20 protein-coding genes and 1 pseudogene are annotated in these 19,304 nt (G+C 58.8%); 6 read left to right on the forward strand and 15 right to left on the reverse strand.

Going from position 1 to position 19,304, the window contains the following annotated elements; translation table 11 throughout:
• Positions 1–3 precede the first annotated feature (3 nt).
• The 3 genes from HTIA_RS00475 to HTIA_RS00490 all read right to left on the reverse strand — a co-directional run bounded on the left by HTIA_RS00475 (position 4) and on the right by HTIA_RS00490 (position 2,784).
• Positions 4–822 (reverse strand): hypothetical protein, encoded by an 819-nt coding sequence (locus HTIA_RS00475; protein WP_021029462.1) that lies wholly within the window; start codon positions 820–822, stop codon positions 4–6.
• A 3-nt stretch (positions 823–825) separates the two neighbouring features.
• On the reverse strand, positions 826–1,017 hold the full coding sequence (locus HTIA_RS00480) for a hypothetical protein (RefSeq protein ID WP_044950585.1): 192 nt from the start codon (positions 1,015–1,017) through the stop codon (positions 826–828).
• A gap of 678 nt (positions 1,018–1,695) precedes the next feature.
• Entirely contained in the window at positions 1,696–2,784 is a 1,089-nt protein-coding gene (locus HTIA_RS00490) for a tyrosine-type recombinase/integrase (RefSeq protein WP_008525149.1), read from the reverse strand.
• A 1,034-nt stretch (positions 2,785–3,818) separates the two neighbouring features.
• On the opposite strand from HTIA_RS00490, the gene HTIA_RS00495 reads away from it, so the two are divergent.
• From HTIA_RS00495 to HTIA_RS00510, 4 genes are all read left to right on the forward strand, one after another.
• Positions 3,819–5,420 (forward strand): oleate hydratase, encoded by a 1,602-nt coding sequence (locus tag HTIA_RS00495; protein ID WP_008525148.1) that lies wholly within the window; start codon positions 3,819–3,821, stop codon positions 5,418–5,420.
• Positions 5,421–5,461: 41 nt separating this feature from the next.
• Positions 5,462–6,112 carry a helix-turn-helix domain-containing protein gene (locus tag HTIA_RS15560; RefSeq protein WP_021029461.1) on the forward strand — a complete coding sequence of 217 codons (651 nt, stop codon included), beginning with the start codon at positions 5,462–5,464 and terminating at the stop codon, positions 6,110–6,112.
• Positions 6,113–6,200: 88 nt separating this feature from the next.
• A complete protein-coding gene (locus HTIA_RS00505; RefSeq protein ID WP_008525146.1) occupies positions 6,201–7,100 on the forward strand; it encodes a nucleotide-binding protein in 900 nt (299 codons plus the stop codon).
• A 617-nt stretch (positions 7,101–7,717) separates the two neighbouring features.
• A complete protein-coding gene (locus tag HTIA_RS00510; RefSeq protein WP_008525137.1) occupies positions 7,718–8,092 on the forward strand; it encodes a hypothetical protein in 375 nt (124 codons plus the stop codon).
• A 24-nt stretch (positions 8,093–8,116) separates the two neighbouring features.
• Here HTIA_RS00510 and HTIA_RS00515 read toward each other — a convergent pair whose 3' ends face one another.
• Together HTIA_RS00515 and HTIA_RS00520 are read right to left on the reverse strand one after the other, a co-directional pair.
• The gene (locus HTIA_RS00515; RefSeq protein WP_008525136.1) at positions 8,117–8,491 is read right to left on the reverse strand and encodes a hypothetical protein; all 375 of its coding nucleotides are present in this window, start codon (positions 8,489–8,491) and stop codon (positions 8,117–8,119) included.
• Positions 8,492–8,608: 117 nt separating this feature from the next.
• Positions 8,609–8,962 (reverse strand): winged helix-turn-helix transcriptional regulator, encoded by a 354-nt coding sequence (locus HTIA_RS00520; RefSeq protein ID WP_044950591.1) that lies wholly within the window; start codon positions 8,960–8,962, stop codon positions 8,609–8,611.
• Between the two features lie 73 nt (positions 8,963–9,035).
• On the opposite strand from HTIA_RS00520, the gene merA reads away from it, so the two are divergent.
• On the forward strand, positions 9,036–10,487 hold the full coding sequence (merA, locus tag HTIA_RS00525; RefSeq protein ID WP_008525134.1) for a mercury(II) reductase: 1,452 nt from the start codon (positions 9,036–9,038) through the stop codon (positions 10,485–10,487).
• Between the two features lie 107 nt (positions 10,488–10,594).
• Here merA and HTIA_RS00530 read toward each other — a convergent pair whose 3' ends face one another.
• From HTIA_RS00530 to phnG, 10 genes and pseudogenes are all read right to left on the reverse strand, one after another.
• Positions 10,595–10,867 (reverse strand): hypothetical protein, encoded by a 273-nt coding sequence (locus HTIA_RS00530; protein ID WP_008525133.1) that lies wholly within the window; start codon positions 10,865–10,867, stop codon positions 10,595–10,597.
• A gap of 133 nt (positions 10,868–11,000) precedes the next feature.
• Positions 11,001–11,123: pseudogene (locus HTIA_RS17375) on the reverse strand (RNA-guided endonuclease InsQ/TnpB family protein); the annotation flags it as partial.
• A gap of 218 nt (positions 11,124–11,341) precedes the next feature.
• Positions 11,342–12,118 carry a sugar phosphate isomerase/epimerase family protein gene (locus tag HTIA_RS00535; RefSeq protein ID WP_021029460.1) on the reverse strand — a complete coding sequence of 259 codons (777 nt, stop codon included), beginning with the start codon at positions 12,116–12,118 and terminating at the stop codon, positions 11,342–11,344.
• On the reverse strand, positions 12,115–13,281 hold the full coding sequence (locus tag HTIA_RS00540; RefSeq protein WP_008525131.1) for an alpha-D-ribose 1-methylphosphonate 5-triphosphate diphosphatase: 1,167 nt from the start codon (positions 13,279–13,281) through the stop codon (positions 12,115–12,117). The genes HTIA_RS00535 and HTIA_RS00540 overlap by 4 nt, the downstream gene beginning before the upstream one ends.
• The gene (phnL, locus tag HTIA_RS00545) at positions 13,278–14,006 is read right to left on the reverse strand and encodes a phosphonate C-P lyase system protein PhnL (protein ID WP_008525130.1); all 729 of its coding nucleotides are present in this window, start codon (positions 14,004–14,006) and stop codon (positions 13,278–13,280) included. Before phnL ends, HTIA_RS00540 begins: the two co-directional genes overlap by 4 nt.
• A 2-nt stretch (positions 14,007–14,008) precedes the next feature.
• On the reverse strand, positions 14,009–14,839 hold the full coding sequence (locus HTIA_RS00550) for an ATP-binding cassette domain-containing protein (RefSeq protein ID WP_008525129.1): 831 nt from the start codon (positions 14,837–14,839) through the stop codon (positions 14,009–14,011).
• Positions 14,836–15,843, reverse strand: coding sequence for an alpha-D-ribose 1-methylphosphonate 5-phosphate C-P-lyase PhnJ (locus HTIA_RS00555; protein WP_008525128.1), 1,008 nt, complete (start codon positions 15,841–15,843; stop codon positions 14,836–14,838). The genes HTIA_RS00550 and HTIA_RS00555 overlap by 4 nt, the downstream gene beginning before the upstream one ends.
• Positions 15,836–16,966 carry a carbon-phosphorus lyase complex subunit PhnI gene (locus HTIA_RS00560; protein WP_008525126.1) on the reverse strand — a complete coding sequence of 377 codons (1,131 nt, stop codon included), beginning with the start codon at positions 16,964–16,966 and terminating at the stop codon, positions 15,836–15,838. The genes HTIA_RS00555 and HTIA_RS00560 overlap by 8 nt, the downstream gene beginning before the upstream one ends.
• Before the next feature lies 1 nt (position 16,967).
• A complete protein-coding gene (phnH, locus tag HTIA_RS00565) occupies positions 16,968–17,519 on the reverse strand; it encodes a phosphonate C-P lyase system protein PhnH (protein WP_008525124.1) in 552 nt (183 codons plus the stop codon).
• Complete coding sequence (phnG, locus tag HTIA_RS00570) at positions 17,516–17,959, reverse strand: phosphonate C-P lyase system protein PhnG (RefSeq protein ID WP_008525121.1); 444 nt, start codon at positions 17,957–17,959, stop codon at positions 17,516–17,518. The genes phnH and phnG overlap by 4 nt, the downstream gene beginning before the upstream one ends.
• 393 nt (positions 17,960–18,352) lie before the next feature.
• Between phnG and HTIA_RS00575 the strand changes: the two genes are divergently transcribed.
• Positions 18,353–19,297, forward strand: a complete 945-nt coding sequence (locus HTIA_RS00575; RefSeq protein ID WP_008525119.1) for a PhnD/SsuA/transferrin family substrate-binding protein — start codon at positions 18,353–18,355, stop codon at positions 19,295–19,297.
• The last annotated feature ends 7 nt before the right edge of the window (positions 19,298–19,304 follow it).

Genomic DNA, 19,304 nt, shown 5'->3' on the forward strand with positions numbered 1-19,304 from the left:
GTGTTACTCAGCGCGCGCAGCAAGCCCGATGAGGACTATCACGACTGCCACACCGCCCAGCGCAACCGGGTCGCCTGCGGCGTCACTGATGACACCGCCGCCGACCGGGGCGTCGTCGGTGTTCTCCACTGTCAGCGGTGCGGACGCTGACGTGCCTGCGTACACGGCTTCAACCGTGTAATTGCCCGCGTTAACGTCTGCAGGCGCGATTGTGAACGACTCGTCTGCAGTGCTCGATGCACTGAGCGAATAGTCGTCCATCGTCTCAGAATGCACGACGCCACCGGAATCGTTGAGAACAACGAACTCAACAGGGCCAACGCGGTCCTGTCCGCCAGCGCTCAGGGTTGCGTTCACCGTCGCTGCACTGCCGTTCACGCTGTATTCTGACTGGTCAAGGGTGACTGACGGGTCAGCAACCTCGTTGACAGTCAGTGTGCTCGTGGCAGTTACACCGTCAACGTTAGCCTGCAGCGAGTACGTCCCAGGTGCAATTCCCTGCTGTTCAGGGGACACGTCGATCGTGACTGCCTTCGTCTGATTCGCTGCCACGTCCACCTGGCGTTCGTAGGTGGCAGTCGTTGAACTGGCAGACTCGTCTACGACAGCGACTGACAGCGTCTGATTACTAATCCCGCCAGCGTCCGCCGTCACGTTGAACGTGACGCCCGCGGTGGTGGGTTCGTCAACGTCGTAGTCTGTCGCCTCGATACTAACGTTGGATGCTGCAGCCGCGGCGGGTCCTGCAGCGAAGACGCTCATGATGAGCGCTGCTACGAGCGCAAGAGCGCCGACTCTCTGCGTTACAGTTCCTGTACGCATTGTTTACTCGTCGAAGAGATCGAACTGATCGGCGAGGTCATAACCCCCGCACAGCGCAACGACCGTACCGATCATGACTGCTGCTTGCGTACCGAGTGCGCTGAGCGGGTCAACGCCCATCGTGTACCCAAGAACGGCGATACTGGATGCACTGGTAACCGTGTTTGTGAATAGTGCCGGAAGGTCAGGTGCCATGAGTGTCCGTAACCCGTACATCAGTAAAACCAGAGGTAGAACCCCTCTCAAGCACTAACACGGACAATAACACGGACAGGGTCGCGCGGCGATGTATCTGTCACCGATACCCCTACACCCGGTACACGAACGCAATGGAACCCGCGCACACCAACGACAAGGACGGAGTGCCCCAGGCCCCGGTCCACACAAGCACACGAACCCCGCAAACCGGGAGTAGCAGCAACGCCCTTTACATCAACATCCCGCTCACAGCACACCGAACGGTAGGTTTCACGTCGGACTCCATGGTCCACGTCTCACTCCATGACGACGGGGAACACGTCGTATGGTACGGGACACGGAGCATTCAACAACACTCAGACGGAGGGAGTCTCTACGTCAATATCCCGGCGGACGCAGCAGAATTACTCGGGATTGGGGAGAGCACTTGCTTGGATGTTGCGGGGTACCGCGACCGTGTCGAGTACACGGTCCCGGACAAAACCTACGCGTTGGTAGTACACACGGACGGGGAGAACACTCGCTCGGTGTAATGTCACCCGTTACACCTATTAGTTGGTAAGTGCCGGTGTCACGCGATTCTCTGGGACGACACGTGTTCTGCAGGACGGAGGACGAGTCATTAGTAACGCGAACCCGTGGTGTGAGGCCATGCGAACCCGTCCTCCACGCCCATCACTCCCCAGCGAACCGGTCGAGGAACCGACGGCGTTGCTCCATCCGAGCTTGCTTCCCGCGCTCATCGTAATGCTTGTCGATCGTCTCCGGGTCCACGTTCGCCCGCCGTCCAACCTCAGACGGCGGTACGTCCTCGGACAACCAGTGCGTAATCGCACCCCTGCGGACCGCGTGCGGACTGACTGACACCGGGCACCCGGACGCTTTCTGCCTCTGCGCAGCGGCGTCACACTCATCGATATCCCGGCCTTCCGGGCATTCGTTGGTAGACACGCACGGTCGGGTGACGCCCCATATCCAGGATGCGATCGTCATGACGTGCGGTCTCCCGTACCTCGTTGTTAACAGAGAGTTGCGGCCGTGGTCGTCAGTCGTGTCATGCCGATCCGGACTGTTGAGGTAATCATCCAGCAACTGCGCGGTATCGTCTCGCAGCGCCACGAACCGCTCTCCGGCGTCCTTGTTCTTCAACGGAGTATCCGTCTCGGGCCGGTGCTGGACGTCTAAGTACTTCTCATCGGCGTTGTAGTCGTCCACGTCAAGCGCCCGCAGCCCACCGCGTCGGAGGTGGCAGCGCCATGCGAGCGCGAGCGTGACGTGCTGCACAGAAGCGTACCGGTACCGTTCCATCCAGTCGAGAATGCCGTGTGCGACGTCGGCGTCCAGCATCACGTCACGGGCGTTCTCCCCCTTATCGAGCGTGGGTGACACGACTTTCGTTGATAAGTCCTCGCGGACTGCTGAAATGCTCTCACAGAACCGTATGAACACGCGTAGCGTGTCCATCTGTGTTTTCTCCGAAACCGTGTTCAGGTCACCGTCGTCGCGCCGCCAGAGTCGGTACCGGTGTAGGTCGCGCCCGGTTATGTTGTTCAGGTTGGTAACGCGTGGTTCGCTTTCGTCGTCTTCGGTTTCTGCTTCGTCGGCGTCGTCGGTGGTTCCGTTGCACCAGCGGACGAAGTGCCCTAATCGTGAGGAGTGGGAGTAGATCGTGGCTTGGGATTTGTCGCCTTCGATTGTTTGGATATACAGGTCGAGCGCGTCTTGAGGGTCGATTGGTTCCAAGTCGTCTTGTCGTCGGGTCATGGTTGGTAAGTCTTGGAACCGGTGTCCTGCGGGTCGGGAGCGGGTCTTCTGGACAAGATGCGAGAGAACCGACGGACCCAGTCGGGGTGGAAGCGCAACCGGCGACGCGGTTTGTCGCCGGTGAGAACCGCGAAACCGGCCCGCGGCAGCGCTGGTCGCCCGCAGCCGCCGACGCGGGTTGTCGGCGGCGAGGACGCAAGGGTTCAAAGGTGGAAGCCCGCCCGGCGCGCGACGAAGGAGCGCGCCCGGCAGGACCCGCGAAATCGTCTGGAACGCTGGAGTCCCTGCAGCGCCCGTAGCATTTTGCTGCGAACAATCCGTGAGCAGCAAATGCGCCACCTGAGGGATTTGAATGAGAGAACGCAGAGCAAAGCGAGGCGTTCGCGTAGTTCAAATCCATCAGCGCCCGTCTTTTCGCGGTCGTAATCGCCCGATTGTGTCGGGTTGGATCGTGTCAAACCCAATGCTGTTGCTTTCGTTCGATGAGCAAACGGCCGAGTGGGTGTCACGGGATTTCGCGTACAGCCAAACTGGCCCCCGTCCAGAAAATCAATCGCCGATTGACACGACAGCGTCATATTCTGTCAGAATCAGCGTGACTGACTCAGAGGGTCTATGCAGTAGAGCGACTGCCGGAGCTGAGCCGTGGGATCCTACCCCGAGAGGGCGATGATAACTGAAACGGGATGACGGAAGCGCGTCCGATTCGCCACGCGAGACGATTTCGCTGACGAACTCGATACAACAACTTCGGCGCTCTCTGAGCAGATACAGCGGGGACCACGTCGGTTGGCCACACGGATGATCGTCGGGTCTGCCTGCCTCTCGACGAAGGGGCTCACTCATAAGTGGTAGGATATATCCTGCAAACTGTTAGCCACAGAGCGGCTGTACTGCTATGTGTGTAGAGCCGACGGACGGCGCGAGTTGCAACCCGTCGCCATCTAACACAAGAGACTAGCTATGATCACACTACTGACGGTCGGCCCGAGCATCGGACGTACAACCGTTAATCACGCCCTGGAGGGAGACCAATGAGCGTCCGGAAGCGTCCCCGGAAGCTACGGGCCAGTGAGCGTGAGGCACATTTTGCGGGCGGTGGCATTGCGGGACTGGCTGGGGCCGCCTTCCTGATCCGGGACGGGAACGTCCCCGGCGAGAACGTTCACGTCTACGAGAAACTCGACGTGATGGGGGGCGCAATGGACGGCGCGGGCGATCCCGAGGAGGGGTACGTTATCCGGGGCGGACGCATGTTCAACTTCCCCGCCTACGAGTGCACCTGGGACCTCTTCCGGACGATTCCCTCCCTGGAGGAGCCGAACATCTCCGTCAAGGAGGAGATGAACGAGTTCAACCGGATCCACGAGTCCGACGCCGAGACCCGGCTGATGTCGGGAAGCCACCGAATCGACGCCGCGAAGAACCAACTGGATACCCGCCACCGACTCCAGCTATCCCGTCTGGCGGTCATCCCGGAGGAACGCCTGGGCGACACCCGGATCGAAGAGTGGTTCAGCGACGACTTCTTCGAGACGAACTTCTGGTACGTCTGGGCGACCATCTTCGCGTTCCAGCCCTGGCACAGCGTCGCTGAAATGCGCCGCTACATGTACCGGTTCTTTCACGAATTCCCTCGCTTGCACACCATGGAAGGCATCGACCGGACGAAGTACAACCAGTACGACTCGATGATCCTCCCGCTCCGGCGGTGGCTCGACGACAAGGGCGTCGACTTCCAGTACAACACCGAGGTGACCGACATGGACGTCGTCACGTCGCGTGAGGGTCGGACAGTCGAGCGCATCCACATGGAGACCGACGACGGTCACGAAACCGTCGGCGTCGATCCGACGGACATGGTGTTCGTCACGAACGGCTCGATGACCGACGGATCCGACCTCGGTGCGATGGACGAAGCGCCCGAAACGAACGAGACGGGGGCCTCCTGGGAGCTCTGGCGAAATCTCGCCGAGGACAACCCGCAGTTCGGGAATCCCGAGGTCTTCGCTGGCAACGTCCAGGAGACCAAGTGGGAGTCCTTTACCGTCACGCTGCACAACACCGACCTCTTCGACCACATCGTCGAGTTCACCCAGGAAGAACCCGGCAACGGCTTGACGACCTACGTCGACTCGAACTGGCTCCTGTCCACGGTCGTCGCCGCCCAGCCACACTTCGCGAACCAACCCGACGACGTGACGGTCTTCTGGGGCTACGCGCTCTTTCCCGATCGAAAGGGCAACTACGTCGAGAAGAAGATGTCCGAGTGCACTGGTCGGGAGATTCTCGAAGAATTGTGCTATCACCTCGACTGCGAGGACCGACTCCCGGAGATGCTGGAGGATGTCAACTGCATCCCTTGTATGATGCCGTTCATTACGGCACATTTCCAGCCCCGGACTCCCGGCGACCGGCCGCAAGTGGTCCCGGACGGGTCGAACAACCTCGCCTTCCTCGGGCAATACGCTGAGATGGAGCGTGACGTTGTGTTCACCGTCGAGTACTCAGTCCGTTCGGCGATGAATGCCGTCTACGAGTTGCTCGATCTGGACAAAGACGACATCCCGCCGGTCAGGAAACACTATCACGATCCCAGTGTCCTACTGGACGGAGTCAAAGCTGCATATCGATAAGACCAGTCAGCGTAAGAGGAGCGCGAGAACAATATCCCGGTATGAGTCTCGTGTGTGATTTTACGCTCGGCGGGGACGCTCTCCCGTTAACCGATGTGGCAGCCACAGTTTCGGGGACCGTCCATGTCGAACGTGTGATTGCAGATCGACCACACAATCCACATATCATCGTCACGGGGGAAGGCATTTCACCGAAACATCTTGAGACGGCAATGGCAAACGGAACACGAGTCCGTGACGTTGTCCGCTTGGAATCGTCGTTCGAAGCGACGCGTTTCCGCATCACGATTGACCAACCTGTCCCTGCTGTATACGAACGGTTAGTTTCATTACGGACCTACCCCGAAGGAGCGACGATAACTGAAACAGGATGGCGGACGCGCGTCCAATTCGCCACGCGAGACGATCTGCTGTCTTTTCGGAACACCTGCCAGGAAATGAGCGTCAAGTTTCACCTGCACCGACTATTCCAGTCGGATTCTGATGATATCGACGAGTACGGATTGACAGCACAACAGCACAACGCCCTAGCAGTAGCCTACGACGAGGGGTACTTCGAGATTCCTCGGGAGGCCACGCTTGAGGATCTTGCTGACGAACTCGACACCACGACCTCCGCACTGTCGGAATTATTGCGTCGTGGCCAGCGTCGTCTAGTGGGCCGAACAGTCGCTGCGCTGGAAGGGACCTAAAGTGCAGGATATTTCCGGGTTATCGTTACTCGGCACCGATGGCTACCGGGCAATGCGGTGAACGCCACTCTCAGTGGTGACTCGAAACATGACTGGTGATACGATCTTTGTCAGCGGTACCGGATTTGGAACAGGCGTTGGAAAGAGCTTCGTCACGAGTCTACTCTGTCGGCTCCTTGACGACGAAGGATACGAGGTCGCTCCATTCAAGACCCTCAATCTCACCCCGGTCACCTACACGAAGAATGGAGCCGAGTTCGGGTATGCACAAGCGTTACAAGCGGTTGCGGCTCGGACCGATCCAGACCCGCGGATGAACCCATTCACGCCGAAACCGAACGAGGACGGGACGATCGATTTAGTGTTTGGTGACGAAACTGTCGAAGAGAACGTCGATATCGTTGCTGGGTTCCGGGGTGAAGACGCAACTCTCGCCGACCCGGATCACCATGAAGCCGTGCTGGACACCGCGGATACGGCCCTTTCAGAACTTCGGGCCGAGAACGATATCGTCGTCATCGAAGGGTCCGGTCCAGCACAACTGGTCGGCTTCGGCCCGATCAGCGAGTGGTTCGATCTTGCTAACATGCAGACAGCCGCCATGGCTGACGCGGCAACCTTCCTGGTGACAGACAATCTCGATGCCGTTCCAGGGACGCTCTCGGATCTGGAGCCCGAACATCGAGACCTGGTCGAGGGTGTTGTCCTCGATATCCCCGAACTCGCGCAGGATCTCGTCAATATCGGCATTGATCAGGACCTCCTCCTTGCAGCCGGTGGGGCCCAAATTCGTGAACAGCACGGAGACGAGATGCCCATCGTCGCCACCTTGCCGAAGTATCCACAGCTCGCAGACCTTCCTGACCTCGACCCCCTTACGCTCGGCCCCAAGATCTCCTTCGAACAATGGGAGGTGACAATAGACAGTATCGCAACGGAGGCGGCACCGTATGTTGACCTTGCTGAGATCGTACAGAAAGCCGAGTAAGTGAGAGAGCGTTTGCCCTGCCGTACGACGACGTTGTCCAGGATACTTCTGGAGTTCACCGGAGATCCATCGGATTGTGACCCATAAGCAACGCGAGAGAACGAGCGAAACATCTGAAAACGAGCTTGCTAAATATGCGCTGTGTATCTCGCAGCGTCACTTCAATAGACCGTTTCTGAGATCTTTTCGTTCATCAACCCTCCGAATTCGGACTCCTCACACTCTGCAATGGGATCCGTTCGACGATCGAACGCCCTCAGCGCCCGTCTTTTCGCGGGCGTAATCGCCCGATTGTGTCGGGTTGAATCGTGTCAAACGCAATGCTGTTGCTTTCGTTCGATGAGCGAACGGTCGAGTGATACTGCCGGCTGTAACAGACTGAAGGAATTCGCCACCCCGGTGTGGCGAATATCTTTACGAACTTACAGCCGGCAGTATGAGTGTCACGGGATTTCGCGTACAGCAAACCTTGTCTCCTTCCAGAAAATCGATCGGCAATTGACCGTGAGTAGCCCCAGTCCCCAGGGATCCATCGCAGTCCAAGCTATACCGACTCGATAGTATATTTATCCGTTGAGACCCCAATACAAAAGACCCAGACTAGCGAACCTCACGACATGCCAGAAGAATTCGAAAATGTTGTCGAGCACGTGAAGGCCCATGCTGGAGAGGCGTTGCAAGCCATTGTCGTCTACGACGAGACGCGCCATCGTGATGTCTACCGGCGCGAGGGCAGCGATGGGCTCCACGCTTCGGACTTAGAAACAGAGGTTCTCGAAGACGTTCGCGCGGATCGCAGGCGACGTGAGAGCCCGGCGGCCAGCGAACACGAGGGTGAATACCGCGCGAGTGCACATGTCTTCGACGAACGGGTAATCTTGCACCTCCCGCGCGGCGAGAACACAGGTACAATTCTCATTCTGGATACCACCGCTGCTCGTAACCTTGCCGAATTCGTCGCGGACATTCGTAGCGACATTTACGACGAGTGATAGGCGACTCGAAATCGGTGGTCGTCACATCCGCATGAGCACGGCGAGGGCGACCATGCCAGCGTCCCAGCCCATTCCAGTCGCGACCGCGCTCCCTCCTATGTCGCCGTCCATTCCCATCCCGCTGCCGTCGTCGAGCATCCCGTTCGCTAACAACGCCTGGTTGAGGAGCATGATCGCCGCGTAACCGATCATCAGCAGCCCGCTAGTTGTCCCGAGACGGTCGGCGTCGGCGTATTTCGTCAGCAGGACAGTGCCGTGAACCAGCACGACGCCGCCGAGGATGGGCATCAGCCAACCACCGGTCACCATTTCGTCCGTCGCACTGGCGCTCCACAGCGAATAGAGCCCTGTGGCGAAGGCGATCGACGCGCCGTACAGCCGCGTGTTCGAGATCATGCCCGAGAGCACCGTCGGAGCACGTAAAGAGGCGCGTGAAACGTCAACACGGTAACTTAACCGTAACCTGAAACGAGGCTTGGAACTGTCGAGCTGCGGTACCAGTGTCGTCCGTCATCAAGAAGTATCCGATCGGGCTTGTACCCAGGCTAGCAGTGGTTCGAGTTGCTCACGAAGTTCTTCCCCCTCGTCGGTGAGCGCGTATTCGACCCGCGGCGGGATCTCGTCGTACTGGGTGCGTGTGACGAGCCCCGCCTGCTCGAACTCTGCGAGTCGCTTCGAGATGGTCGAAGTGCTCGCCGTCGGCAAGTGGGTCTCGATCTCGCCGAAGCGTAGCGACTCGTGGGCACCGACGACGCTGACCAGCTGCATCGCGTATTTCCGGCTCAACGTCTCCATCAAGTCTGTCAACGGACAGTAGCACGTTCCTTCGACGTCACACATAGACGCCTGCGGGGTCGAATCTGCCATTCCTTCGTAGCCTCCAACCTACTCAATCGCTTTGGACTCCACAGTATAATAACTCTGCTATCGAAAGTATCGTATGACGACGGACAACGCGTACGATCTCGTGATTCTGGGCGGCGGGGCAGCCGCATTCGCGGCCATCACCGAAGCGAGCCGGCGTGGACTCTCGACGGCGATGGTGAACACGGGCCTACCGATCGGTGGGACCTGCGTGAACGTCGGCTGCGTCCCCAGCAAACACCTGTTGGCAGTCGCCGAACACGCCGCCGCGCCGCGAGAGAACCCCTTCGATGCCGTCCAGTACGGACACGAACCGACCGTGGACTGGGTGACCGCTCTGGACCAATCCGACGCCCTCGTCGAGCGGTTCCGGCGGACGAACTACGTGGACGTCGCCGAGCATTTCGAGATCGACATCTACGAAGGCTACGGTGAGTTCGTCGATGGCACAACCATCGCGGTCGTCAACGGTGCTGACGAGGGTGCACAGATCACCGGCGAGAACGCACTCGTCGCCACCGGGAGTTCGCCGTGGACGCCACCGATCGACGGCCTCGATGGGATCGAATATTACACCAGCGAGACCATCCTCGAAGAACGTAATCTCCCCGAGAGCATCGTGATTATCGGGGGCGGCTACATCGCACTCGAATGGGGACAGATCCTCCACCGCGTCGGCGTCGAAGTAACCATCCTCCAGCGTTCGGACCGACTCCTTTCGGGAATGGAAGAGCAACTCGGCCGCGAAATGGAACGCGCTTTCGAAACAGAGGGGATCGACGTGCTCACCGGCAATGAATTTCGGCGCGTTCGCGGGTCAGTGGCCGACGAAGGAGACACGATGGAATCGGCCGTGACTGTCGAGACAGTCGCCGACGGTGCCGAACGCACGGTCACCGGGAAGGCGCTGTTCGTCGCGACCGGCGTCCAGCCAAACAGCGAGGACATCGGCCTGGAACCCGTGGGTATCGAAACGAACGACGACGGAACGGTCCGTGTCAACGAGCACTTCCAGACGACGAACCCTGACGTCTACGCCGCCGGCGACGTGATCGGCGACCCCGAACTCGAAACGGTCGCTGCCAAGGAGGGCAACCACGCCGTCAAGAACGCCTTCGGGAATGCAGATATCAGCATCGACTACGACGCAGTGCCGGCAGTCGTCTTCACCAGCCCGGAGGTTGCCACGGTCGGGACGACCGAACGCGAGTACATGGACGAACACGGCACCTGTTCGTGTCGAACGATTCAGATGGCAGACGTGCCCAAGGCCAAAGCGGTCCAGGACACGCGCGGGCTCGTCCAAGTGGTCAAACACCACGAAACAGACGCAATCGTCGGCGTCCACATGGTCGGACCCCGCGCCGCCGACATGATTCCAGAGGCGACACTGGCGGTCAAATTCGGACTGACCGTCGATGACATCATCGACACGATCCACCCGTTCCCGACGTTCTCCGAGGCGTTCAAACAAGCCTGCCAGGCGTTCCGTCGGGACGTCTCGACGATGAGTTGCTGTGTCGAATGAGCGACCCAGGAGTTCGTCAGGAGAATACGCCGGACTGTTTTGCTACCGTCGGTCCGAATAAGGAGAGGTTTCCGTCAACATATCGTCGTCTGTCTCGTGGTCCGTTCTCACGCGCAGGTCAGTTCGCAGTCGTAGGTTTTGCTGTAGAGCCAGTACCCATCGGCGGCAGGTTCCATCGGAGTCGTATAGGTCAGAGACAGCCTGGGGCCGTCCTCGCGGGCCAGCGTTTCGACGAAGTGCCACTCCTCGGTCCGTTTCGAGAGTGTAATACGATACTGCCAGACGTGAACGTGGTCGTCAGTCACGTACACGGCGTACGTTTCCGGCATCACGTTCTCCCGGTCCGGCGTGATATCGGGTCCGTTCGTGTCGGTGGTCATCGGCGTTCCTCCGGTTGGAAGCGGCCGACGTAGATGCTTCTGCCGAGCCGACCATGGTGGTCCCGTCGCCTCCCATCCGATCGAGGATCGAGCGTTGGTTCTGTCCCAAGTCAACTACCTCACCCTACTTGGCTCACCCTGACGGGTTCGCTCGTTGAGGGTGGGGCTTGTCGGTGGACTCCGCCTCTGACTCTGTAGCAGAGTACGAGACAAATCCTCGGTTCGGCTTCACAGTCCCCGACTTCAGGGCGAGTTGAACCACACGAGAACGGAAAAGAACAAGGCGACAGACGTAACCACGAGAACACGATTGGAGTCTTTCATCGGAGACATCCAGACCACATCTCACTTTCAGACGAGAGTACCAGCGTAACCGGCGTGGACGAACAAATGGCTGAAACATGGAGAGGCAGTTGATCCGCTCGCACCGACGATCCCAACATAAATACGAGGCAAAGATTCCTGACAGGAGGCTTAATTGGTCGCTCCAGGACGGACACACTGAGCGATATCACTCGTGTCTTTCATTTCGAATATAAATGTGTCAGCCGGGATAGCGTCTACGAGATGCGTATACTCGGTCAAGGGTTCGTGAGTGTCCTCGGTCCCATCGTTATCGTGCAGGTGACAAATGTGTATTCGGTCGCCAAACTGGTCTACGAACTCTTGCCAGTGTTCACCGTTCGCTTTCGCGTGCCCGATGTCGAGAGTGACCCGAAGCGTTTCAGCCGAGACGGGGACCGCTGCAAGCATCTCGGCGAGAGCCGTTGGCGTGGTCGTATAGCGTTGCTTCGAATCGTTTCGAGGCTGATTCTCCAGGCAGAGTGGGACTCCGATGTCATCAGCGTATTCGGCGCATTCGACCAGTGAGCGACGTGCGTTGGCAGCCGCCTCTTCACGGACCCACGCTGGGTAGCGATGCGGAACCGAGCCGCCATGGAGGACAACGCCCTCGGCGTCTGCGGCGAGTGCATCGTCGAGCGTGTCTCGGACGTGATCGACGCTTGCTTCCCGGACAGCATCGTTGAAACTACCGATATTCCAGTCCCTGAACGGCGCGTGGTATGTCACAGAGATGTCGTACTGTTCGGCCAACTCGCCGACTGCGGCAGCCGACGGTGCGTCGGGGTGTCCTTCGAGATACTCGCGTTTGAGTTCGATGTGGTTCAGGCCTAATGAGGTGATGAGTTCGATGAACTCTTCGACCGACTCCTCGAATCGAACGTCCATTGCGGCCCCAAGTCGGGTCATTGCGTACCCTCCGCGTGATAGACTGGGTCCCCGGCGACGAACGCACGGACCACTGTCGGCGTCGGTTCCTCGTCGACCACCACGAGATCAGCCCGGGCATCTTCGACAATCCGCCCTCTATCGGTCAGTCCAACGGCTTCGGCCGGGTTCTTCGTGACGCGGGCGACTCGTGTCGGGAGCGATTCGCCTGTGTCCACAAACGGCGCCGCCAAGAGCGACATCGGGTAGTAATCTGCGACCAATGCGTCGACAGCGCCGGCCTCTATCGTATCAGCTGTTCGAAGGTTCCCCCACTGGCTCTCGCCACGGACGAGATTCGGTGCCCCCATTGTGACAGTCATGCCGATGTCGTGGGCTCGCTGTGCGGTCTCGAGCGTGATCGGGTACTCACTTATGTCGACACCGACATCGGCGAGGTGTTCGACCTCACCGGTATTTTCGTCGTCGTGTGAGGCTACGGGAATATTGTGATGGGTGGCCGTCGAGACGATATCGGTCACTCGGTCGCGTATCGTCTCGATATTCGGTCGCTGTCGCCGCTGAATTATGCTTTCTATCTCCTCGACCGAGTGATCGCGTGTGCCCTGGTAGTACTGACGAAACGCCTCCTCGTCCTCGAACTGTCCTTTTCCTGGCACGTGGCTCATCACCGAGACGAGGCTCACCGTTTCGTCGTTGATGACAGCGGTCACCGCGTCGACTGACTCCTCCTGCGTTACTTCACACCGGGCGTGGATTCGGTGATCGGCGATGAGGTCGTCGGAGTCTCGGACGGCAGCCGTGATTTCTGACGCTATTTCGGGTGACCGATCGGCCTCGTGATCGACCTCGAACGAAATCGCGTGGAACTTCGTCGTGATTCCGGCGGCGACATTCGCGCGATCACTTCCAGCCAGGGCGAGCCCCGTGTCCATACGTGCCCCTGACCGCGGATACAGTTCGGTCTCGATGTCGTCACCGTGGAGGTCGATCAGTCCGGGGAGTACCAAACACCCTTCGGCGTCGATACGCTGGTCCGCCTGACGGTCGACGTCCCCGATGCCGGCGAGGCGGTCACCCTCGATTCGGACAGCCCCTTCGATGACATCAGTGGGCGTAACGATGCGGGCGTTTTCGATGACCGTCGTCGCGGTCGAGACTTGCTCGTCGTACTGGCTACTCATACGACCGCCTCCTGATACTCGTCAACGTCGACGATGCGTTGGAGCCGTGCCTGGTCGACGACGACGACACGGTCTGCCACTGCCTCGACGACGTCAGCGTTGTGGAAGACACCGATAACGGTGGTGCCGTCGTCAAGTGCGTCACGAAGGAGTTCGATCGCTGCTTCCCGGGTATCCGGGTCGAGGGCACTGGTCGGTTCGTCGAGGAGCAGGAGGTCTGGATCCGTGGCTAGGGCCTGTGCGAGGTTCACTCGCTGTCGTTCGCCACCACTGAAGGTTGCAGGATATGCCTCCCACAGTTCCGACGGCAACTGTAACCGAGAGAGTAACTCTTCTGCACGCTGGCGGGCAACGTCGGTGGCCATTCCCTGCTCGCGGAGTGGACGAGCGACAACATCGACTGCGGGCACCCGCGGAATCTCTGTGAGGAACTGGGAAGTGTACCCGATGGCGTTCTCACGGAGTCGGAGAATCTCGCGCTCGTCACAGGTCGCCAAATCGACTTCACGCTCGCCGTTCTGATAGACGATCGCTCCACTCGACGGTTCGTAGGTCCGATAAATGCATTTTAGCAGCGACGACTTTCCGCTGCCGGATTCACCGACGACGGCGACGAACTCTCCATCGTCGACGGTGAACGAGATATCGTCTACCCCGACGACTCGCTTATTGTCCAGAATGTGCATCTCGAAGGTCTTGCTCAGGTTCTCGATCGATAGGGCCATTATTATATCACCGAATTGATCAGCGTCTGCGTGTATTCGTGGTGTGGGTCTTCCATAATACGGTCAGTGAGGCCAGACTCGATGACGCGTCCGTGACGCATCACGAGCGTCCGGTCGGCCAGTAACCGAACCACTTCGAGGTCGTGCGAGACGACGATCGCAGCCACATCTTGTTCGCGTTGGATACGTCGGAACGTATCCAGAACCTGTGCCTGGACACTCACGTCCAGCCCTGTCGTCGGCTCGTCGAGGACGACGAGTTCGGGATTGGTAGCGAGCGCACGGGCGATCTGGACGCGACGTTGCATCCCACCGGAGTACGTGTGTGTGGGGTCGTCCATTCGGTCGACCGGGACTTCCGTTTCTTCGAACAGCTCTCGGACGCGTGCTCGGACGTCTTCGTAATTACGCCATCCGGCAGCGAGGAGTTTCTCGGCAACGTTCCCACCGCCGGAGAACTCCAGTTGGAGCCCGTCACGGATGTGTTGGTGGACGAGGCTGATGTGGTCGTTTCGCAAACGCTGTCGCGTCTGGTAGTCGGCCTGTCGCAGGTTTCCGTCGTACTGTTCGTACCGAATGTCACCGTCGACGGTCCCCTCCTCAGCGGGTTCGAGCGCGAGCATTTCGGCGAGACTCGACTTCCCCGACCCTGACTCGCCGACGATACCGAGCACTTCGCCCGTTTCGACGGTCAGGTCGACGTCGGCACAGGCGACGATGCTTCCGCATGTCGGACACTGGTTCGTCCCGGCCGTGTCACCGGTTCGAGTGAGACAGTCCGAACAGCCGTCACCGTATCGTTTCGTCAAGCCCTCGGCTTCGAACAGAGTCATCTCCCCTCACCTCCCGAACTGCCGGCCGCATCTGGCGTCCCGGGACCCCAGTCGACGCCGTCCCTGTCACAATGGTGGTCTTTGGTGAGATGAGGGGCATCCTGTCGTTTCAGGCAAAACGACGTATCGTTGCACGCATAGACGCGCTGGCCGTCGTCGGTCTCGACTTCCGTCAAGAATGTGTCCGTCGACCCGCAGGCGTGACACGGCGTTTCGGGGAACCGCTCGACCTGAAACTCGCGGTCCTCGAAGGCCAGCGGCTCGACGTCAGTGTGCGGTGGCACGGCGTAGATGCGGGCCTCACGGCCGGCAGCGAACACGAACAGGTTGTCAGCATCGTCCAGCTTAGGAACATCCCAGCGTGGGATCGGCGACGGATCCATCAGGTAGCGTCCGGCGACCATCACCGGGTACCGGGCTGCGATGTTGATTTCGCCGTATTCGACGACGTTCTCGTAGAGGTGCACCCACATCTTCCCGTAGTTCTTGTGGGCATGTCGCCGTCGGTTGGCCGCGTCCGAGCCATCGACCTTTCTGAGCGCGTCCGTGATCGGCACCTGTAATACGAGAATCTGATCGTCAGCCAGCACTTCCTCGGGGATGCGGTGACGGGTCTGAATAACGTCTGCGTCTGTCGCATCGGTTGTTGTCTCTACATCCGCGGTGTTGGCGGCTAATCGGCGGATATTTGCCGCGTTGACCGACTCGTCCGAGCCCTGGTCGATCACTTTGAACGTATCGTCGGGACCCAGAAGCGACAGTGATGCCTGAATACCGCCGGTCCCCCACCCGCGAGCGAGCGGCATCGGTCGCGATGCGTACGGTACCTGATGGCCCGGGAGTGCAATAGCTTTGAGAACGGCACGCCGGACCTCGCGTTTCGTGTGTTCGTCCAGATAGGCGTAGTTGTATCCCTCCAGTCCGTCACCTTTGAGCGCTTCCAGAGCCGCATCAACCGAAGCAGCGGAACCTGTCCCGTCGGAAACAGCGTTGCTGTCAGTCATCGGCGTTCACCTCTGGGCTGTCCGCATCGGATTTGCCTGATTTGGACCCGTTCCTGAGCCCCTTCCGGTCACGAATACCGCGAATTCGGTCGAGGATCGACTGGAACGTGACGTAGTGGGGGAGTTTGAGGTGTTCGATGAACCCGAAGGAGTCCATCCCATCGATCGTGTCGAGGACGAATTCGGGGTCTTCAGCCGGTTCGTCTTCACCGTCGAGTTGCATCGACGCGTCCAGAATGGTCATCGAAATCGCTTTGCGTTCGTTGCGTCCGAACGTTAGCCCGTACCCGAACGCGAACTGCGGGTCGTCACGCTTTGCATACACCGGGACAACCGCCTCGCTTTCGCTCACCTCGATTTCGGTAACGGTCACTGAATCGCCAGTGTACGGATGATCGATCGTCACCGGTAATCGACCGACCTTGACTTCCGCGAGTGTCGGGTGAACCTGCCCGTATCCCCGGAGCGCCGAATAGCCGAGTGCAGTTACAGCGCCGGTTTCACCGCGAGCAAGTTCTTGTAAGATCGCATCACGACTTGTTGGGTGTGTTACGGACTCTCGTGTCGTGTCCGTTGGTGCGGATTCGTCCTCGCTATCCGGTTCGTGGACGAGCCCTTCCTCACGCAGGATGTCCATCACGTTCGTCAGTGTCTCGGGGGAGTCTTCATCGATAGCCCACTCATCTGTCGGATCTGCGGATGTATCGGTTTCAGTCTCTTCGGCAAGCTCAAAATCGAGTAAGCGCTGCGTGTAGTCCTTCGTGGGGCCGAGAATCTGTCCGCCCGGAACGTCCTTGTATGCAGGAGAGACCCGCCTGATCGCGAACATTTCGTCGGGATCGACGGGATCTGTTTCTCCCCAGCGTTCCAACGTTGAGCGGTATGCGCGCAACAGGAACGAAGCCTCAACAGTGTCTCCCTGGGCCTGTTTCACCGCAAGGGCAGCGAGTCGCGGAGCGTAGAGACCGCTATCGCTCATGACCTGTGCACTCAGACGCCCCAGCTGCCCCTCGATTTGTTCAAGATCGAGGACCTCTCCAGTGGTATCTAAACGCTGTTTTTCGAACAACTGCTCCGCACGATCGATAATTTCCTCGCCGGCCTTGACGGCGACGTACCCCATCTCACGCCACCTCCAGAGAGACAGACCGTGGTACTGCGACAATCTGGTCACCGACAGTGAACACTACGTCGATACCGCGCGGATACGTCGACTGCGCTTGGCGAATCGAATCGAGTTCGGCGGCTGGTAGCCCAATGTGCACCGTCGTTGCATCTGGGACGCCCGGCCCTGACAGCGTAACGCTCGTCGAACCCTCGGTAGTGCTGTTCGAAACCGACTCGACACGATAGACCACCGTCGCCCCGTCACTGGGTTCAACGAGCGATCCACGGTCCAGTTTACCGACATCCCACGATGGCGCGCCGTGGGTGTGAACGATGTCAGCGTCTTCTGGTTGTGCGTCCTGGAGGCGGCCCTGCTCCGAAAGAGCCTTTTGTAACGTACCATCTGACGTATGGGTTTTGATTTCGTGGTCAACGAGGGTCGCCACAACGGCATAGTCGGCCGGTTCGGTCGGCGTCTGCTGGATCGTTCCAGGCCGACTCATCGCATCACAGAGTGTTCGGAAGGTCTCACGTGTCCCGTGGACGGGATCGATACCGAGTGCTCTCATAGTTCGTCCTCCATCGTCTCGAATTCGACTGCAGTATGCTGGCTCTCATTCCACTCCTGTGTCTGTTCGGCTCGGCGGTTCCTCCCGGCCGCTTCGAGCGCTTCCACGATTTCATCGCTCAGCTCGTGGCGGGCCGCGACAGCGGCATCGACGATAGCCCCGGAAAGTGCGGCTCGTTCGGACTTCCCAGGCTGCATCGCAAAGCCACGGTTCTGAGTGAGCTTCACCTCTGCAGGCGTCACCACGACTTCGCCCAGGTTGAACGGGCGATGCTCAACAGGCTCACGTACCTGCTGCATGAGCAACTGTGGCTTCGGTTCCTGAAGGACCGTCATATTCGGATTCGGCTCGAGAATTTCATTTGCGAATCGAGCGAGTACATCCTCATCGCATGCAGCGATGAGTTCGAACCGATCCGATCGGTCGTAGGCGTCGTTCATACAAGCAACTTGAAGAACCTCCAACAATCCATTAAGACTTCTCTGAGTACTCTCTATTGGAATTCTCGAATGGAGGAAATATGGCCACCCGATAGCTGAGAGTCTATATGTCTATGTACGAAAGTTCAAGTCCCATATTCAAACCCAAATCAAATACGGTCAGTATCGAAAACAAGTCCTGTAGACGGTGATAGTAGCATAATTTCCCAACAGGGCAGGTTGCCTATACTCTACTCAGACAACGGTTATTGGGGAATCACCTGACCACCAGTATGTATGCCCACTAACCCAGAGGGATCCGATACCGAGCCAACATCCGACACGAACATCGTATCGAGTGACCATGCAAAAATGACAACGCGGCGAGAATTCATTGCTGGAAGTGCTGTGGCAATGGCCGGCGTTGCGGGGTGTCTCGGCAGCAGCCAAGGGTCCGCAGCGGACGATGAGACGGTAACGTTCCTCCTCAAGCCCGTCGAGAATCCACAGGACATGAAAGCCCAGTACGAGCCGGTCAAAAAACATCTCGAGGCTGAAGTCGACGGTATTACCGTCGAAACGCCGGTATCTAATGGATACTCCGGTGTCGAGCGGTCTTTAAAAAGTGGACGTGCTGAGTTATCAATTGGCGATGTCGTCGCGTTCTCGTTTCCCGACCTGGTCGATGTTCTCGGAACCCAGTACCTCGCGGGGGCGTCATCGTTCTATTTCTCCATGCTCGTCACGAAACCCGAGTACAATATCGGGAATCTGACCGATCTCAAAGGCACAGAGATCTCATTCTGCGACGTCTTGTCGACGAGTGGATCAGTGTACCCGCTCTCTGCACTCGAGGAAGCTGGACTCGACATCGGTGATGCGCCGACCGGAGACCCTGTCGACTTCAGCGGCACGTGGTCGAATCACGACCAATCGTTCAGGACCTTCATCGACAGAGAAAATATCAAAGCGAACGCCAACTACGGGAAGCCTGCCTATCCCTATCTGACAGAGAGTCACCTGCAGGACATCGGTGCCTTGGATCGAATTACAGCACACTCACCGTGGGCGGACAAAATCGGAACGAAGACTGATGAGCAGGAACTCGAAATCGCCTGGATCTCCGAGCGCGTTCCCTACGAACCGGTAATCACGCGCGCTGGCTGGGACTCTCCGAAACGTGAGGCAGTCGAACAGACTCTCCTAGAGATGACAGCGAGTGATCTCGAAGAGTACAGATCCGGTGAAGACGTGTCACTGCCCATGACGGGGCTCACAGACACGAGTATGGAGGACTACGAGGCAGTTCGGCGGCGAGTCACGGAACTCGGCGTTTTGGAGAGCAAGAAGGAGGAATGAGATTCAG

The sequence above is a fragment of the Halorhabdus tiamatea SARL4B genome, assembly GCF_000470655.1.
Classification (GTDB): Archaea; Halobacteriota; Halobacteria; order Halobacteriales; family Haloarculaceae; genus Halorhabdus; species Halorhabdus tiamatea.

Bases quoted from the DNA above. Each gene is read 5' to 3' on its own strand.
- phnH (WP_008525124.1), bottom strand. From the start codon at position 17,519: ATGAGAGCACTCGGTATCGATCCCGTCCACGGGACACGTGAGACCTTC.
- merA (WP_008525134.1), top strand. From the start codon at position 9,036: ATGACGACGGACAACGCGTACGATCTCGTGATTCTGGGCGGCGGGGCA.
- phnL (WP_008525130.1), bottom strand. From the start codon at position 14,006: ATGGCCCTATCGATCGAGAACCTGAGCAAGACCTTCGAGATGCACATT.
- HTIA_RS00550 (WP_008525129.1), bottom strand. From the start codon at position 14,839: ATGACTCTGTTCGAAGCCGAGGGCTTGACGAAACGATACGGTGACGGC.
- HTIA_RS00490 (WP_008525149.1), bottom strand. From the start codon at position 2,784: ATGACCCGACGACAAGACGACTTGGAACCAATCGACCCTCAAGACGCG.
- HTIA_RS00535 (WP_021029460.1), bottom strand. From the start codon at position 12,118: ATGACCCGACTTGGGGCCGCAATGGACGTTCGATTCGAGGAGTCGGTC.
- HTIA_RS00530 (WP_008525133.1), bottom strand. From the start codon at position 10,867: ATGACCACCGACACGAACGGACCCGATATCACGCCGGACCGGGAGAAC.
- HTIA_RS00505 (WP_008525146.1), top strand. From the start codon at position 6,201: ATGACTGGTGATACGATCTTTGTCAGCGGTACCGGATTTGGAACAGGC.
- HTIA_RS00560 (WP_008525126.1), bottom strand. From the start codon at position 16,966: ATGGGGTACGTCGCCGTCAAGGCCGGCGAGGAAATTATCGATCGTGCG.
- HTIA_RS15560 (WP_021029461.1), top strand. From the start codon at position 5,462: ATGAGTCTCGTGTGTGATTTTACGCTCGGCGGGGACGCTCTCCCGTTA.
- HTIA_RS00510 (WP_008525137.1), top strand. From the start codon at position 7,718: ATGCCAGAAGAATTCGAAAATGTTGTCGAGCACGTGAAGGCCCATGCT.
- HTIA_RS00515 (WP_008525136.1), bottom strand. From the start codon at position 8,491: ATGATCTCGAACACGCGGCTGTACGGCGCGTCGATCGCCTTCGCCACA.
- HTIA_RS00475 (WP_021029462.1), bottom strand. From the start codon at position 822: ATGCGTACAGGAACTGTAACGCAGAGAGTCGGCGCTCTTGCGCTCGTA.
- HTIA_RS00495 (WP_008525148.1), top strand. From the start codon at position 3,819: ATGAGCGTCCGGAAGCGTCCCCGGAAGCTACGGGCCAGTGAGCGTGAG.
- HTIA_RS00540 (WP_008525131.1), bottom strand. From the start codon at position 13,281: ATGAGTAGCCAGTACGACGAGCAAGTCTCGACCGCGACGACGGTCATC.
- HTIA_RS00520 (WP_044950591.1), bottom strand. From the start codon at position 8,962: ATGGCAGATTCGACCCCGCAGGCGTCTATGTGTGACGTCGAAGGAACG.
- phnG (WP_008525121.1), bottom strand. From the start codon at position 17,959: ATGAACGACGCCTACGACCGATCGGATCGGTTCGAACTCATCGCTGCA.
- HTIA_RS00480 (WP_044950585.1), bottom strand. From the start codon at position 1,017: ATGGCACCTGACCTTCCGGCACTATTCACAAACACGGTTACCAGTGCA.
- HTIA_RS00575 (WP_008525119.1), top strand. From the start codon at position 18,353: ATGGCCGGCGTTGCGGGGTGTCTCGGCAGCAGCCAAGGGTCCGCAGCG.
- HTIA_RS00555 (WP_008525128.1), bottom strand. From the start codon at position 15,843: ATGACTGACAGCAACGCTGTTTCCGACGGGACAGGTTCCGCTGCTTCG.